The sequence below is a fragment of the Dysgonomonas reticulitermitis genome, assembly GCF_054601275.1.
In genome coordinates, this window is the sequence record NZ_BAAHWU010000061.1 from 1 (window position 1) to 15,309 (window position 15,309).

The following is a 15,309-nucleotide window of genomic DNA, read 5'->3' on the forward strand; positions in this document are numbered from 1 at the left end:
CAATGCACCTGAAAAGGCATGTAGTACCATTTAAGTTGGAAACAAAGATGTAAAATGTAGTGGACGAACGAAATTTTACACCACTGAAAATCATGCGATTACAAAAAAATACCGTCGAAGTCAGGAATACATTTGTTGTGCTCGACAATGCCAGCGTGCATAGAAATGCTAAAATCCGGCAGATGCGCCCTGTCTGGGAAAAACGAGGACTCTTTCTCTTCTACATCCCTCCTTATTCCCCGCATTTGAACATTGTCGAAACCCTTTGGAGAGTAATGAAAGGGAAATGGCTCAGTCCACAGGACTATACCTGTGCGGACTCGCTCTTCTATGCAACGAACAGGGCATTGGCGGCAATCGGGAAAGATGTGAAAATTAACTATGCGCATAATGCTGCTTAATTATGAAAAGTTACTTAGATTATATCACATATAATAAAAATATTTAAAGGTTTTCATAAATTAACAATATTAATATATTAGCACAAATATAAATATTCCCTTTATTTAGTAATGCTATAATAAAAAAAATCCTTTTTGTTTCTTTTCTTCTCACAAAGCAGACGAAAGTAAACTAAATTGTTCTGGTTCGGAGTCGTGCAATGAATATCAAAACCTCATTGTTAATATAGTAAAGCCAGGGCAACCGCATCAAAAACCTGTTTATGCCATTTCATGCATCTGTAGGGGCGAACACACGGATTCACCCAAAATTAAAAGTAAAAAATAATGTAACCCGTAACTGACTTGTAATTCGTAACTGTCCTTTAGGACGAAGTAACTGTAGATAGTCCTTTTCTTACTTCAATGCATCAGTTATAAATCCTTTCGTAGGGAATATCTGATTCAATAATCTTTTCACACTTTGCTTTTCTTCGGTAGTGGCCTGAGAACATACGCGAACTATTTCTTCCAACTTTGCTTCACCGATCAACGATACCAATGGAGATGAAGGGCGGGTATCATATAATTGTTTCAGATCGTTAAGAGATTCTATTATCCTTATTCTTCCCCGCGATGGATTAGCCGCCATTTCGTCAAGTCCTGTACGATGATAGTTGTACCACATGGAGTGAAAATTTTTCGCCCCCTCATCGGTCAAAGCTACAGCCAAATCGTACCTGCTGCTATTCCTGCCCGAAAAGGGCTCCCATCCCTTTGTATTGAGGGATTGGGCCATATTAGCTATTTCCATGGCTTTGGCAAAATACGGAGCACCCCCACCTAAAGAAAAAGAATCGAAATCGAGCCCCAAAATAATATTTACATAATAAGATATGATTGCAACAAGATTATTGTCCACGTTTATATTACTATAATCCATCGATTGTCCGGGCGTATAACTAAATTCGAACTGGGTATCCCTGTAATTAATCAATGTGGTTACATAAGTGGAATTGTATACCGGACGCCTCGCCGTAATCTGAATTTCAGCAGAGTAAGTATGTTCGGACGGCATTTCATTGATAGATATTGTAACAGAGCAATCGATTCGTTCACGCCTGTTAAAAGTCGCGGTTGTCCATTTCTGATCGTTCAACAACTGATTGATAGCCGTTTCCATCGACGAAAACAAGTCTTTGTTTGCCGCAGGGATTTTCCTTGTGTTCAGTGTTAGCTTTGCATTAAGTTCCTGCGCATATCCGGCAACAGAAAATATAAATGGAAATAGCAGAATAAAGATTAGCCTCATATTATTCCAGATTATATGTTATACTTAGCACTTTAAACTCTGTCCGGCGATTGACCTGATCTGCCATTTCCTGTTGCCCGGGAGTCAACTTTTCAATAAATTCTTCTGTAAGAATATCTCCTTCCTTCAGAAAATCATATTTCTTTACAACGGCTTTAGTAACTACTTTCGGTACAGACTTCCCTTTACCTGCTGCGACAAGGCGATCCTTGGCAATACCAGCCTTAATTAAATAGTCAACAACAGATTCAGCTCGTCGCAACGAAAGCCTGTCGTTATATTCCATCGAACCTTTCCGGTCGGTATGTGCCGATAATTCTATCGTTACATTCGGATTATCGTTCAATAATGTTATCAGACCGTCCAGTTCTTCTTTCGATTCGGGACGTAAAGTGGCTTTATCATAGTCATAGAATATATTTTCCAGCACTACCGGTTTATTTATCGGAGTAAGTATGAAATCGACTAAATACGTCGAGTCTTTCTCCATATTCACAGTCTTTAAAGACATTCGTGTGTTCAGATGATTCGGTGCACTGGCCAGGAAAACATAATCGGTACCCCGGTTTACATCTAACTTATATGTACCATCATTCTTCCCTTGAAATCTTTTATTTGTACCGTCTCTGCCCACCATACGTATGGTAGCATTGGTAATAAATTCGTCATCCGTATCCACTATATAACCTTCAGCTATTGTAGTTATTACAGGATAGGCAAAAGTATAAATATGATCGAAGCCTTTAGCATCATTACGATTAGAACTGAAAAATCCGGATTCTTTCTCACCTTCGAAGGTGATCCCAAAATCATCGGCCATAGAGTTGACCGGCGACTTTAGATTCTCCACTGTCCACCTTTTAGATTTTTTATCGTAAACCGCCCTGTAAATATCCAATCCACCCATGCCAATATGTCCATCGGATGAAAAATAAAGCGTAGAATCATTCCTTACATAAGGGAACATCTCATCTCCCGCGGTATTAATATCAGCACCCAGATTTTCAACATATTCGACCAGGTCGCCTACCATACTTGCGCGCCAAATATCTTTGCCCCCATAGCCTCCGGGCATGTCGGACACAAAGTATAGAAAGTTGCCTGACGGGTCTATCGCAGGATGAGCAAATACGCTGGTGGTATCGCGTTTGTTTATTTCAATTTTAGTACCTGCTCCCCATGATCCGCCTGAACGGTACGAAACATAAACCGAAGGCAGGGACACAGAGACTGAATCGGCCCGGGCCTGCGTATAACACATAGCTGTACCTTGTGATGAAAACGATACGGCGCCTTCGTCTCCATTTGTATTTATTGGTGAATCCACATGTTCGGGACTCATCCAATTGCCACTCTCATCTTTGCGAGACATGAAAATATCATTCAAGCTGGCTCCGGTTATATTACTTATAGTGTCTCCGACAACACCTTTGCGATTAGATGTAAAATATACCTGATCATAATCGGGAGGTAATAATGCAGGACTAAATTCTCCCCGATTAGAATTTAGCAGTTCTATCCGCTTTATAGTATAGAGGGTGGGATTAGCTTTCCATTCAGGAGCCAGTTTCGACCCCTCAAGCCCATTCCGGGCAAATTCATTTTCAGGATATAGCTTAAGAAAGTCATTGTAATAGCGTATAGCCTCCTTGTAATCTCCTGATTTTTGCAACGAGCGTGCATATTGTAAAGTGACAATACTGTCGTTTACTTTATAACGTATAGCATTGGCATATGCAGCATTTGCCCGCAAAGGATTATTGATCAACCGGTAACTTTCCGCCATTCTTAAAGCAACTTCACCCCGTAACTCCCTTTTTTTAGGTGATGTCCGGCGATATATCTGACGGTACATGTCTGCTGCGGCAAAATATTCGCCTTGCGCAAACTTCCTGTCGGCATCTTCCAGTTTTATTTGTTTGCAAGACCAAGCAAACAGCAAAAAAACAATAGCTCCGGGTATGTAAGATATGTATCTTTTCAAGAATGTTTCTCTTTAATGATCAATTAGTCTACAAATATAACTCATATCCTGATAGAATATTGCTTGTAGACAGAATGAAGATAAGGGTTTTGTGCGAAAGAAAAAACTCCGTAATACGAAAAACGTACTACGGAGTTTTTTCATATAAGATATTATTTCTTTTCTTTCAATGCTGCAAAGATCAAAGCTTCAAGTTCTTCAGCCAGTTCAGGGTTATCCCTTACGGTCTCTTTAGCAGCTTCGCGGCCTTGTCCCAGCTTTGTGTCGTTGTAGCTGTACCATGATCCGCTTTTCTTTATGATACCGAGATCTGCGCCCAAATCTATTATCTCTCCGGATCGGGAAATTCCTTCGCCATACATAATATCGAATTCAGCCTTACGGAAAGGAGGGGCTACTTTATTTTTGGCCACTTTTACCCTTGTTTGACTGCCCTTCACCTCTTCACCATCTTTCAGTTGCCCTATACGGCGGATGTCAAGACGTACAGATGAATAATATTTCAGTGCATTACCTCCTGTCGTTGTCTCGGGAGAACCAAACATCACTCCGATCTTATCGCGCAACTGGTTGATGAATATACAAGTCGTACTTGTTTTGCTGATTGCTGCCGTAAGCTTACGTAAAGCTTGAGACATCAGGCGAGCCTGTAATCCCATCTTAGAATCACCCATTTCACCTTCCAGTTCTGCTTTCGGTGTCAGCGCTGCAACCGAGTCAATTACAATAATATCGATAGCCGACGAACGGATCAATTGTTCCGTTATTTCGAGAGCCTGTTCTCCGCTGTCGGGTTGAGATATATATAGATTCTCTATGTCCACACCCAACTTTTCGGCATAGAAACGATCAAAAGCATGCTCTGCATCTATAAATGCAGCTATACCTCCTGCTTTTTGCGCCTCGGCAATCGCATGTATAGCCAGAGTTGTTTTACCGGACGATTCGGGTCCATATATTTCAATTACTCTTCCGCGCGGATATCCTCCTACACCGAGGGCAGCATTTAATGCTATTGACCCAGTGGGAATAACGGCAACTTCATCAACCTTCTCATCGCCCATCTTCATAATAGAGCCCTTGCCATAACTCTTTTCTATCTTATCCATCGCGGCGTGCAAAGCCTTTAGCTTTTCCGTATTCGGCGCCGCTTTTTTACCGTCTTTTTCTTCTGCCATTATTTCTCTGATTTCAATTAATTATTTTAGATTCAATATTTGCGCTGCATGTTCTTTTGTCTTTATTTCTTTCGGTGCTATAATATTCTCTATTATACCTGATTCATTTATTAAAAAAGTAGTACGGAATGTTCCCATATATTTCCGCCCGGCTAAAGTTTTTTCACCCCAGACACCAAATAATCCGACAAGGCGTTTATCCGCGTCAGCTATTAATGGAAAAAGTAGCTGCTGTTTTTCGATAAACTTCTGATGCGACGTTTCATTATCGACACTCACCCCTAATATCTGATATCCGGCTTTGCGTAATTCGCTGAAATTATCTCTGAAACTACACGCCTCTGCTGTACAGCCCGGAGTATTATCTTTCGGATAAAAGTACAACACAAGTTTTTTGCCTGCAAAATCACCGGCTTTTAATTCTTTCCCGTTTTGGTCTTTTCCCAATATATCAGGTATCTTATCTCCTATTGTTAACGCCATGTTATTTCTTTTTTTTACTATTCACATAAAAAGTCTTTTCATATATATCCTTCTTATCTCTAACTGTATTTCTCAGGTCTATGGCTTCGTTAGATATATCTGTAAATTTAATAGAAGCCTTATTGTAAGTTTCTGCGGCGGAATCCTTATCTGCGCCCAAAACTCCAAGAGTCTCCAATGATTCTATTTTTTCTTTTACTGCAATTATATATTTTATAACAGCCTGTTGGTATTCATCCCCACCCTGATGTACAGGTGTGCCTGTAACAACATCGAGGCAATTCTGAATTCCTCTCATAGCTTTTCCTTTCTCATTCTTTATACTAATCGCATTTAGTTTTCCATCCCACACCATTTGTATTGTACTCTCATATTCGGTATAGAATGCATCCGCGTCATTAACAGCATCTAATAGCATATAGTTATAAGTAGTTTTAGAGTCAGCTTTTTTACTTTTTTCTACTATTCGTTTCGATGCTGTACCTTTATTCTCTTGAGCACATATTCCAATAACGCTCAAAATAGATAATGTAATCAATAAATACTTTTTCATATCGATTTTGTTAGTGTTAGTGTTTGTGTTTGTCTTTCTTATTTGGTCTCAAACCATTTTTCATTTTTGGGAGGAACATAGTTCTCCATCTTCAATAGAAGCTTGTCTATAATATTATCTACAATTAATAAATCCCGGTATTCTTCTTTCAGGAAACCCTTCTCAATCATTATTTCTGATAAAGCGATCAAAGGATCGTAAAAGCCCTCTATATTAAGCAAAGCAACAGGTTTTTTATGCAATGATAATTGTCCCCATGTCAGCATTTCAAAGAGCTCTTCCATTGTCCCGTAACCTCCGGGCAAGGCAATAACAGCATCACATAGCTTATTCATCATTGCTTTTCGCTCGTGCATTGTATCTACTATATATATCTGCGACAAGCGCTTATGCTCCAACTCTTTTTCTTGCAGGAATCCCGGAAGAACTCCTATAACTTCTCCACCTTCGCTTAAGGCTCCATCGGCAACTGCTCCCATTAGCCCTACGTGCGCCCCACCATATACGATCCCATAACCTTTACGTGCTATTGTTCTCCCTAAAATAGTAGCTTGTTCAGTAAATATTTTTTCTGCGCCAGAAGAGGAGCCGCAAAAAACTGATATATATTTCATTTATTATAATCAATGATCATCTAACAAAGATAATAATAATCTTATATAAATTTAGCAAAGAAAGTCCCTGTTGAAAACTTTTGAAACATTATATTTGTCAAAACAATTAATTTCACATTTGATAGATATAATTTATAAGAAATTTAAAATGAAATATATTTCTTTCTTATTTGTAAGCCTATTTCTACTTTCGGGTTGCAGATCGCTATTTCAAAACAAAAGCAAACAGGAAGGCTGGTTTAATATTGTAGTAACTGACGGGATAGAAGTCTTTACGGATACAACAAGTATCCGGTTTGAAGGATCTGTGGCTTACGCCCGGGAGAAAAGAGTCTATACAACAGACAAAAGCAGAGCAACTTATATCGAAAAAATAAAGAAAGAGTATACCAAGATGGGGAAGCCGGAAAATGCGGATAAGTGGAAAGACTTCAACTTTTGTATTTATAATTGTTTGTATGAATGTACAAACAAACGTTTTCGGGTTTTGTCCGTCGAAGATTACGATTCGAATGGGAAATTAATACAGATAACACCACCCAAAAAGCCCTTTGTATGGTTAAACGTAGATACAGAAACGGTTGGAGACTATACTTTCTTTTTTGTGTGTGACTATCGGAAATGATTTTATATTTTTGTAGTTGAATTTATAAGATAGCAGATGCTTGCAATTATTGTTTCGTGGATTTCCATATCTATTGTATTTCTATCTTTCGGAGATTTTTTTGTTTTCATATACAACAAACTGGGCAAACAAAATGAAAGATACGGACTCACCGATACATTCCTATTAGGAATGTGCTTTACACTTATACCTTTATCCATCTTGTCATTCCGGTTCCCATCCAACCAATATATTCTTCTATCATACCTTTTACCCAGCATTATATATTGGGCATTAAGGAAAGAACATTTCGGGAATATACTAAAACAGTCCAGACAAAGGCTCCAACGTTTCAAGACTTTACAATTAATCGCTTTTATTATTCCTGTTTTGGCAATAATGGTAGCTATCTTGTGGCAAGTAGGAGTTTTTGATTCCCTTTTTTATCATCAACAGAATATACGTTGGAATGAGGAGTTTGCTATCGTTCCCGGATTGGGAAACCTGGAACATAGATTCGCCTTTAATTCTAACTATCTTTTACTTTCGGCTATCTTTAGCTTCCGTTTTTTATTCGGGGAAGCTGTTTACAGTCTGCATGTCCTGGTTCTCGTGTACGTTCTCTGCTGGATATTAAAAGAAATATTCACATCCGGATTCGAAATAAAAAGACTGTTGCTACTAATTGTCTTCACCGGATATATCTTTACTTTTGGCTACAGCCTGGCATCTACTTCGACAGACGCAATACCTAATATCGTTTCATTCTATCTGATTTCGAGGCTATTGCTGTATCCTGATTCAATAAAGGGAAAATTATTGTTCTATGTCTGTATTCCCACAGTTCTTCTCACATTTAAAATAAATATATTGCCATTATCACTGCTTTCACTGGTTGCAATCTATTATTTCTTCAAAGCAAAGCAGTACAAGGCTATTACCATTACCCTCTCAACTGCTACTATTATAGTCGTTTTGTGGTTAATAAGAAATGTCATCATATCGGGATATCTGATTTTCCCATTCTCAGGAATAGATATATTTACCGTAGATTGGAAAATACCGGAAGGCGTAGCCATAGAAGAAGTCGATTTCATTAAATCGTGTGCAATACGTATTTTCAATGACTTAATTAATCATCTGACTACTTTTAGCTTTACTATAGAAGCCATAAAAAACTGGCTTATCAGCTTTATTTTCGTAGGTTCTGCTGTTATTTCCCCGTTCGTGGTAGTATATAATCTTATAAGGAAAAAATATTTGAACAAGATTATATATTTAGCATATATCAGCCTGGTATTAATCTTTACAGTTTGGTATATCGGAGGCCCGGACCCGCGATTTATCGGTGGAGCATTATTCGTAATGTTTTACTTTATAATATACCTATTGTTAGAAAAAAAAGAGGAAAAACATTTAAAAAAGACAGGTATACTTATTGTCGGATTATTTGTTGTCACAATGGCAGCGTGGCCTGTTGTCCGCACCGGTAAGTTTATGAAAATGTTCAATCTGTCATTGGCACATCGTGAGAATCAACGTCCGGTAAGTGATATTTTGTTGCGTCCCTATCCGTATAGAGAATTATTAAGGTCTGCGGGCATATACAAAGACAGCTTTTACGAATATCATATAAGTAAAGATGTTTCAGTATATATAAGTGAGTCTCCGGAGGTACTCAACGGCAGATATGTTTGTTTCGACAGCCCATTTCCTTGCACTATTTCGGCTTTCGATGCAGGAATAAAATATTTGGACGTAACAGAGATTGAAGCTCGGGGAAAGTCTCTGCAAGACGGTTTCAGATTAAAAGGAAACAACTAACTTTCTTCCTTTATACGTATCAATCGCATTATTATTTTGTCCGGGTCTTCTTTATCGGTTATAACAAGTATATCATCCTTAAAAAGGATATTCTGAACTTTTTGCTTACCATAGCGGTCAGTTACAGTTATTTCGTTTCCATTTATTGTATAAACACCTATAAATTCTTCTTTATCAACAATCCCGTTTTTCCGTATTTCCAGATATACCGAGTCATGGTTGATACGTAGTTCCGGCGCGACAATCGTATCTCCAAACATAATAATAGCTGTATCCTGATTACCATCCATCTCCATAGCCCACCTACCGGATATATTCGGTTTACTACTACATGCCATAATGATGAACAGCAGAGAAAAACAAGAAAACAGTTGTTTCATATCAGATTATAAAATGCAAGTGCAAGTTATAAAAATAACTGATATTCTATTCCTTTTTTGAATATATAAAATGAAAATATCCCCGACAGACCAATAAACAATCTAATTTCCTTCGTTGTTATTAATAATAAATACCTATATTTGTTAAACAAGGATTGTCTAATTCATTAAATCAACACATTATGAGAGGATTTCTATTAGGATTGGTTGTCGGCGCATTGGGTGTATATGCAGTAATAAAGTTGTCAGACGAGGAAACCAGAGAAGAATTACGCAGCAGATTGAGCAATACTGTGGGTAAAGCTAAAGAAGAATTAGATCATGGCTTAATTGTGGGTAGAAGCAAAGCGCTAAGAGCCGGAGTAAAAGCAAGACAGGAAATAAGAAAAGGGAAGCAAAAAATCAATCAGATAACCGGCGATGTTGCAGGAAGACTCGCTGAAGAATTTTCTGAAATAGAGACTAAGGCAAAAGCAAAAGCTTAATCCATCAAAATATTAAAGAAGAGGCTGTCCTAAAAGGTCTTTTAGGACAGCTTCTTTCTTATTATAAAAATTTGTCGTAGTTCTTATCTGGTTTCTATATTCCACTCCGTTTTATCTTCTTGGTGAGCAGGTTCCGGCAACGAGTCCGAAGACACAGGCCTGCGAAAAAAATTCACAAAGCTATTATATGTGCTTTCATAGTAAGCTTTATTAAACAGGATATCTGACCCTAATATAGCTTCGTCGCCATATTTTATTTTATTAGAAACTTTTGTATTACAGTTTTCCCTAGACGTTTCAGCGCCATATTTGGAACATTCCTGATAGAAAACAAAGAAACGGGATATATTCTTCTGTAACGATAATTTATATTGTATCACCATATAATTTGTGCGATATACAACCGCATCTTTATTTTCAGGAGTATCAATGGTCTTTTCACTAAGTTCTATCATATCCCTGAGAGTATTCCCAATGCCGGCATATGCTATTACCGGAAAGCGAAGAATAGATGACCTTTCCAATGCAACCAATGTATTCAAATAAGCTTCTTTGGATATCAGATAATATGATGCCCCTGCATATTTTTCGAAGCGGGTAATCAGTATATAGTCCTTATCTCTGTACTTAAAATTACGCATTTCGTATTTTCCAACAGTTTCAAACGTATAGCTATGATTGTTATCAGTCACCCATTCCCCTTCAGTATTTAAATACCAACCTTCTATATCAGACAATTGAGCTATCGGCGCTGAAACAATGGCTGTTTCTTTCGCCGGCCTGTCGTTTATTGCGGCAATCGTATCTTGCACCGGAACGTGCTGCACACTATTACCAATAGAATCTCCGGTTTGTGAAACCTGCTTTTGATCCGTAAGATTAAAATCCTCCTCTTTAGGTTTTGCCGGAATTCTATCTACTATACCATCCTCAACAGATTGCGCTATACCGGAAGGGGAAACTGTAACATTTCCAAGATCGAATTCACCCGTTTCGGCTTGAGAAGAAACAGGTAACAAAATTTGTTGAATATCTTTCAGGTTTGTTTCAAAATAGCTTTCCTTTAGACTTTCATCTTTTATCAAAGAAGCTTGTTCGGGCAGTCTAAACCGGACAACATCCTCGTTATCTACATGTTGGGCATTCAGATTTAAATTATAAACAGGGGATTTTTCAGCATCCAGAATCGACTGCTCCATCTGTCTCAATAATTTACCGGCGGTATATACTCCGTCGCTGTCTGACATATAACCAAAAGATGACGAATGTATAGTCAGAGTTTCTCCTGTTTTCTTTTGAATAGTAGAAACAATATTTGAATATGACCGGCCGGTCATCAAAAAATAGTATACCCGTCTTTCGCTTTGCCCGGCTGATATATAAGCTGTGGTTTCATAAAGTAAAGCATATATATCTTGCTTCCTATTTTTGAGAAGAGCAAATTGCAACCATTTAAAGTTCTGTGGAACTGAATATTTGGTCACCTCTGTTAATTCGGTATCGGATATTGCATTCTCATTTGAGATCCAGTTTCCCAGAATATCTAATTTCCATCCTTTAGCTGTCCTCAATTTATCAGACTGCGTTTCTATCATAGGCCGCTCGGACTGGTAGTTACGGCTTTGTCCCGATATTTTAGGTGTAGCGCCAATAATGAGTATTACCAGCACAAGAAGATTTATATATCTCATGATATTATGGTTTGTTTTATGTTTCTATTTTTTTACCAAACGGCACCAATGCCAAATGCACCAGTTTGAAATGTTGTTTACCAAAAGGAATGCCAATGATAGTGATACAAAAGAGAATCCCCCAAAACAAATGAGTGAGGGCTATCCAAAAGCCTCCTATTATAATCCATATGATGTTAAAAAAAAGACTTAAACATCCTATAGAACTCTTATTATCAACAACTTTACTTCCAAAAGGCCAAAGAGCGAGAATCCCCAATTTGAAAGCTTGTATACCAAAAGGAATACCTATTATGGTTATCAACATTAGAAAACCCGCAATAAAATATTCGAGAGCAATTATGAATCCTCCGAATATAACCCAAATAATATTACCTAATGTTTTCATGTTTTATATTATTCCGGCACAAATGTACGAAATACTTAGATATATAGATATTTGAAGAGGTAACTATTCATTTTTTTATATTTACGTTTGAAACTTTTCGTCTTCCTATTTTGTTTATTAGATAAAAAATAGATATTATATAGAATAAAGATTTATGGATTTCATAAACAATAAATTAACCACAGAGTTTACGGAGTTATGGTTCACGGTGTATCACGGTGTAACTCCGTGATATTTAACTCGGTGCAACTCTGTGTTTAAAAAATCAACTATGTATAAACACCTGTAAATAAATAGAATAATCTTTTATTAAATATAAACTCTAATAAACAATTACATTAACACTTGATTTTGGAAATTATGAAAGAATTGAAGAAAGCGATCGAAAATCGTAGAACGTATTATAACATCAGCGACAAAAGCCCTATATCCGACGATCAGATAAAAGAAATTATAGACTTTGCCGTATTACATGTGCCATCTGCATTTAACTCCCAGTCAGCAAGAGTTGTCCTATTGTTAGGCGACCATCACAAAAAACTATGGAATATAGTTAAAGATGTATTGAAAAAGCTTGTCCCTGCTGACGCTTTCCCTGCCACCGAAGCTAAAATAGACGGCGCTTTTGCTGCGGGATATGGAACAGTTTTATTTTTTGAAGACCAAAACGTAGTAGAAGGTTTGCAAAATGCCTTTGCTACATACAGCGAGAACTTTCCCGTTTGGTCGCAACACACTTCGGCCATGCATCAGTTTGCTATCTGGACAATGCTTGAGGAAGCCGGGCTAGGCGCTTCTCTTCAGCATTACAATCCAATAATAGATGAAGCAGTTGCTAAGGAATGGAAAATAAGTCCCAAATGGAAATTAATTGCCCAAATGCCATTCGGAACTCCGGCTGGTGAGCCTGGCTCTAAAGAATTTCAGCCGTTGGAAAACAGAGTATCTGTTTTCAAATAAACACTTGTTATTTTAAAGATGGAGGCCTGATCGGAAGATCAGGCTTTTCGTTTGTTATAGAGATTTAGCCTTCAAAAGAAATAAGTAAAATTAAGCTTGCACGATCTATTGTATAATTGCAAGGTTGCCGCGCCGGCACGAAAAACAAGTCCTTCAAAGACCAGTGCACTCATCAGGTTATTTTCAAACTCATCGGTGATGCCCTGTATATTATCTATCAGTTCCTGCGTATCTTTCCAGCGGCGTTTAGCATAGTCTATCGCCTCCTGTTTGCCGCGCTCTATCTCCTGTTCCTTTGCCGGTATTTCATTCAGGATATTGCCTAACGATTTACCCGATACGTTGTTCGAGATGGTGATCTGGGGCTGCTGAAAGCAAAAAGCCCGGACGAAATATCCGGGCCTGATGAATCAAACATCAAAAAAAAAACTTACATTTGCAATAACAAACATGAAACTAAACTATTATGAAAAAGATACTTTACATACTATTCACCATCAGCCTCTTTACTGCTTGCTCTTCCAGCGACGAGGAGAACCAAGAGCCAATACAGGATTATACGAGCTTTGCGGTAAAAAACACATTTAAACGTGTTTGTAAAAACGTTGTTGCAGGATATGAATCATCAGATAATACTCTTAAAGAGATAGCAAACTTAGGAAACTTAGCTGCTGGCGAAACCTCAAAAGAAATTAAAGTCAACTTTACAAATATCAAAGAGATACTGTTATTTGAAGGAGCATTGTCAAGTGGAAAATATTCAGATGTTCTTATTCTGACAGATTATAAAAAGTTTCCCTTAAAAGAAAATACAAAAAATATTTATACAATGCCAGAAGATTTAATTATGGAACTCTCTAATGTAAATCATACAGACCCTACACAATATCCACAAAAACAATAGCTACAAATTATATCATATCAATTTAGAATTTGAATTTACTAATCAACCATACATCATAATTCGCTGTACTATCGGAAAGACCATCCATAAACACGCACATAGCAGTCCATCCTTCTCCCACGTCAATATAATCATTAGGAGTGCTATCATCATATAGTCTTTGTCCAGTATTCGGGTATATTCTAATCGATCCCGGATTCAATTGCTTTAAGAATATAGTAGTTCCTCTATCCGCTTTGGCAGGTAAATAAACATTCTTTTGTGAAGACGCAAAAGAAACAACCATACTTGTCCGAGAGTTCAAAATCGTATCAGAACTTGTATTACCAATAGTTGTCGTATTTAATACTAATCCATTAACTTTCAGATTATCAAACCACCCTCCATAGGCTGACGCAGGATTCGCCGAACTATTCGATGCTGTGCCGTAAACTCCAACGATACCCCATTCACTGCCCCACATATCCTTATCCATTTTGCCACGGCCAAGTCCCGCAATAGCCGCTTTCATAGATACACCTGTAGACGCAGGAAGGGTGTCAATTCCGGCTCTGTTTGCAAATACTCCTTGCGAAGATAAACCCGAATAGATTGATCGCTACAAAACCTTTCGGCGGCAACCATTTATTATAAATTATTTTCATATCTTTACAGTCTTAATATTTAACTAATTATGAAAAAACTATTTACGTTTATATTACTTGCTACGTTCTTTATATCTTGTAGTTCTGACGATGATAATAATACTCAGGACTATACTAGCTTTGTTGTTACGCTTCAAAATACAGAAAGCTCTGATCTTATTTTGACTAATTGTGTAGCTGGTTGCAAAAAAGATGGTAAATATATTAAGCTGGGTGATTTAGGCGACCTGTCAAAAGGAAAACAGTCTAAGGAAATAACAATAACGGACAATTCTGTTACAGATGTATACATTTTCACAGACTATAATGCCGTTAATAGATTAGACATATTATTTAAATTGAATAAAAATCAAAAAAACATATTTGAAATACCTAAAGGAACTAAAGGTATAGGAGTAACAGACAAAACAGACCCTACTCAATACCCTCAATAATATAAGCCCCATGACGGCATAAGTGGTCGGAAGAAATTTCGATCACTTTTTTATCTACGTTTTAAAGAAAATGGAAGGGTCTCCCCAGGAGTGGTCGGAAGATTTTTCTTCCGACCACTCCTGCCATGACGGGGCTTTTTTTATTGTACAATCCTTAATGTTCCGTTATCATTCCAGACTTGACCTTTCTTTAAACCTGTACTCGTCGTCGGTAGATTATTAGCAAACAGCATAAGAGTACCAGTACCCATATACGCTGCTAACCTAGGTCTGTTAATCTCTTGTGTTGGCGAGCCGTCGCCATCATACCCCATTATAAAATGAGGTTCTTGCCATAGTCCAGAAGATAAATACATACCTATTTACCTGAGTTCCGTTTAAGAAAATCAATAAGAAAGTTGGTAAGTAAGAAATAATTTTGTATCTTTATAGTTGATAATCAATAAATTAAACAAATATATGAGCTTACTTACCAACGATAAAATTACGGA

General features: G+C 37.5%; 18 protein-coding genes. 8 read left to right on the top strand and 10 right to left on the bottom strand.

Annotated elements, in window-relative coordinates; genetic code table 11:
• The first annotated feature begins 92 nt into the window (after nt 1-92).
• Nucleotides 93-401 carry a transposase gene (locus ACYPZI_RS14135; protein ID WP_459602704.1) on the top strand — a complete coding sequence of 103 codons (309 nt, stop codon included), beginning with the start codon at nt 93-95 and terminating at the stop codon, nt 399-401.
• 397 nt (nt 402-798) lie between these two features.
• On the opposite strand, the gene porD is transcribed toward ACYPZI_RS14135, so the two are convergent.
• The 6 genes from porD to ACYPZI_RS14165 form a co-directional block, all read right to left on the bottom strand.
• Nucleotides 799-1,692: a type IX secretion system protein PorD gene (gene porD, locus ACYPZI_RS14140; RefSeq protein WP_459602706.1), complete on the bottom strand. Its 894-nt coding sequence runs from the start codon at nt 1,690-1,692 to the stop codon at nt 799-801.
• A 1-nt stretch (nt 1,693) separates the two neighbouring features.
• On the bottom strand, nt 1,694-3,676 hold the full coding sequence (gene porE / locus ACYPZI_RS14145; RefSeq protein ID WP_459602708.1) for a PorE family type IX secretion system protein: 1,983 nt from the start codon (nt 3,674-3,676) through the stop codon (nt 1,694-1,696).
• Between the two features lie 152 nt (nt 3,677-3,828).
• Nucleotides 3,829-4,854, bottom strand: a complete 1,026-nt coding sequence (gene recA / locus ACYPZI_RS14150; protein WP_459602710.1) for a recombinase RecA — start codon at nt 4,852-4,854, stop codon at nt 3,829-3,831.
• A 21-nt stretch (nt 4,855-4,875) separates the two neighbouring features.
• On the bottom strand, nt 4,876-5,337 hold the full coding sequence (bcp, locus tag ACYPZI_RS14155) for a thioredoxin-dependent thiol peroxidase (protein ID WP_459602712.1): 462 nt from the start codon (nt 5,335-5,337) through the stop codon (nt 4,876-4,878).
• A 1-nt stretch (nt 5,338) separates the two neighbouring features.
• Entirely contained in the window at nt 5,339-5,890 is a 552-nt protein-coding gene (locus ACYPZI_RS14160; protein ID WP_459602714.1) for a hypothetical protein, read from the bottom strand.
• Between the two features lie 38 nt (nt 5,891-5,928).
• On the bottom strand, nt 5,929-6,504 hold the full coding sequence (locus ACYPZI_RS14165) for an LOG family protein (protein WP_459602716.1): 576 nt from the start codon (nt 6,502-6,504) through the stop codon (nt 5,929-5,931).
• A gap of 148 nt (nt 6,505-6,652) precedes the next feature.
• On the opposite strand from ACYPZI_RS14165, the gene ACYPZI_RS14170 reads away from it, so the two are divergent.
• Complete coding sequence (locus tag ACYPZI_RS14170; RefSeq protein ID WP_459602718.1) at nt 6,653-7,129, top strand: surface-adhesin E family protein; 477 nt, start codon at nt 6,653-6,655, stop codon at nt 7,127-7,129.
• Between the two features lie 36 nt (nt 7,130-7,165).
• On the top strand, nt 7,166-8,932 hold the full coding sequence (locus ACYPZI_RS14175; protein ID WP_459602720.1) for an LIC_10190 family membrane protein: 1,767 nt from the start codon (nt 7,166-7,168) through the stop codon (nt 8,930-8,932).
• Here ACYPZI_RS14175 and ACYPZI_RS14180 read toward each other — a convergent pair.
• A complete protein-coding gene (locus ACYPZI_RS14180) occupies nt 8,929-9,312 on the bottom strand; it encodes a hypothetical protein (protein WP_459602722.1) in 384 nt (127 codons plus the stop codon). The genes ACYPZI_RS14175 and ACYPZI_RS14180 overlap by 4 nt on opposite strands.
• A 182-nt stretch (nt 9,313-9,494) precedes the next feature.
• Between ACYPZI_RS14180 and ACYPZI_RS14185 the strand changes: the two genes are divergently transcribed.
• The gene (locus ACYPZI_RS14185) at nt 9,495-9,797 is read left to right on the top strand and encodes a hypothetical protein (protein WP_459602724.1); all 303 of its coding nucleotides are present in this window, start codon (nt 9,495-9,497) and stop codon (nt 9,795-9,797) included.
• A gap of 83 nt (nt 9,798-9,880) precedes the next feature.
• Here ACYPZI_RS14185 and ACYPZI_RS14190 read toward each other — a convergent pair whose 3' ends face one another.
• A complete protein-coding gene (locus ACYPZI_RS14190) occupies nt 9,881-11,488 on the bottom strand; it encodes a hypothetical protein (RefSeq protein WP_459602726.1) in 1,608 nt (535 codons plus the stop codon).
• Between the two features lie 16 nt (nt 11,489-11,504).
• The gene (locus tag ACYPZI_RS14195) at nt 11,505-11,876 is read right to left on the bottom strand and encodes a YccF domain-containing protein (protein WP_459602728.1); all 372 of its coding nucleotides are present in this window, start codon (nt 11,874-11,876) and stop codon (nt 11,505-11,507) included.
• Between the two features lie 360 nt (nt 11,877-12,236).
• Here ACYPZI_RS14195 and ACYPZI_RS14200 point away from each other — a divergent pair, with 360 nt between their 5' ends.
• Both ACYPZI_RS14200 and ACYPZI_RS14205 read left to right on the top strand, forming a co-directional pair.
• The gene (locus tag ACYPZI_RS14200) at nt 12,237-12,836 is read left to right on the top strand and encodes a nitroreductase family protein (protein WP_459602730.1); all 600 of its coding nucleotides are present in this window, start codon (nt 12,237-12,239) and stop codon (nt 12,834-12,836) included.
• A 466-nt stretch (nt 12,837-13,302) separates the two neighbouring features.
• The gene (locus ACYPZI_RS14205) at nt 13,303-13,740 is read left to right on the top strand and encodes a hypothetical protein (RefSeq protein ID WP_459602732.1); all 438 of its coding nucleotides are present in this window, start codon (nt 13,303-13,305) and stop codon (nt 13,738-13,740) included.
• Nucleotides 13,741-13,762: 22 nt separating this feature from the next.
• Here ACYPZI_RS14205 and ACYPZI_RS14210 read toward each other — a convergent pair whose 3' ends face one another.
• Nucleotides 13,763-14,251, bottom strand: a complete 489-nt coding sequence (locus ACYPZI_RS14210; RefSeq protein ID WP_459602734.1) for a hypothetical protein — start codon at nt 14,249-14,251, stop codon at nt 13,763-13,765.
• 162 nt (nt 14,252-14,413) lie between these two features.
• Here ACYPZI_RS14210 and ACYPZI_RS14215 point away from each other — a divergent pair, with 162 nt between their 5' ends.
• Nucleotides 14,414-14,818 carry a hypothetical protein gene (locus ACYPZI_RS14215; protein WP_459602736.1) on the top strand — a complete coding sequence of 135 codons (405 nt, stop codon included), beginning with the start codon at nt 14,414-14,416 and terminating at the stop codon, nt 14,816-14,818.
• 70 nt (nt 14,819-14,888) lie between these two features.
• Complete coding sequence (locus tag ACYPZI_RS14220; RefSeq protein WP_459602738.1) at nt 14,889-15,041, top strand: hypothetical protein; 153 nt, start codon at nt 14,889-14,891, stop codon at nt 15,039-15,041.
• Nucleotides 15,042-15,309 lie beyond the last annotated feature (268 nt).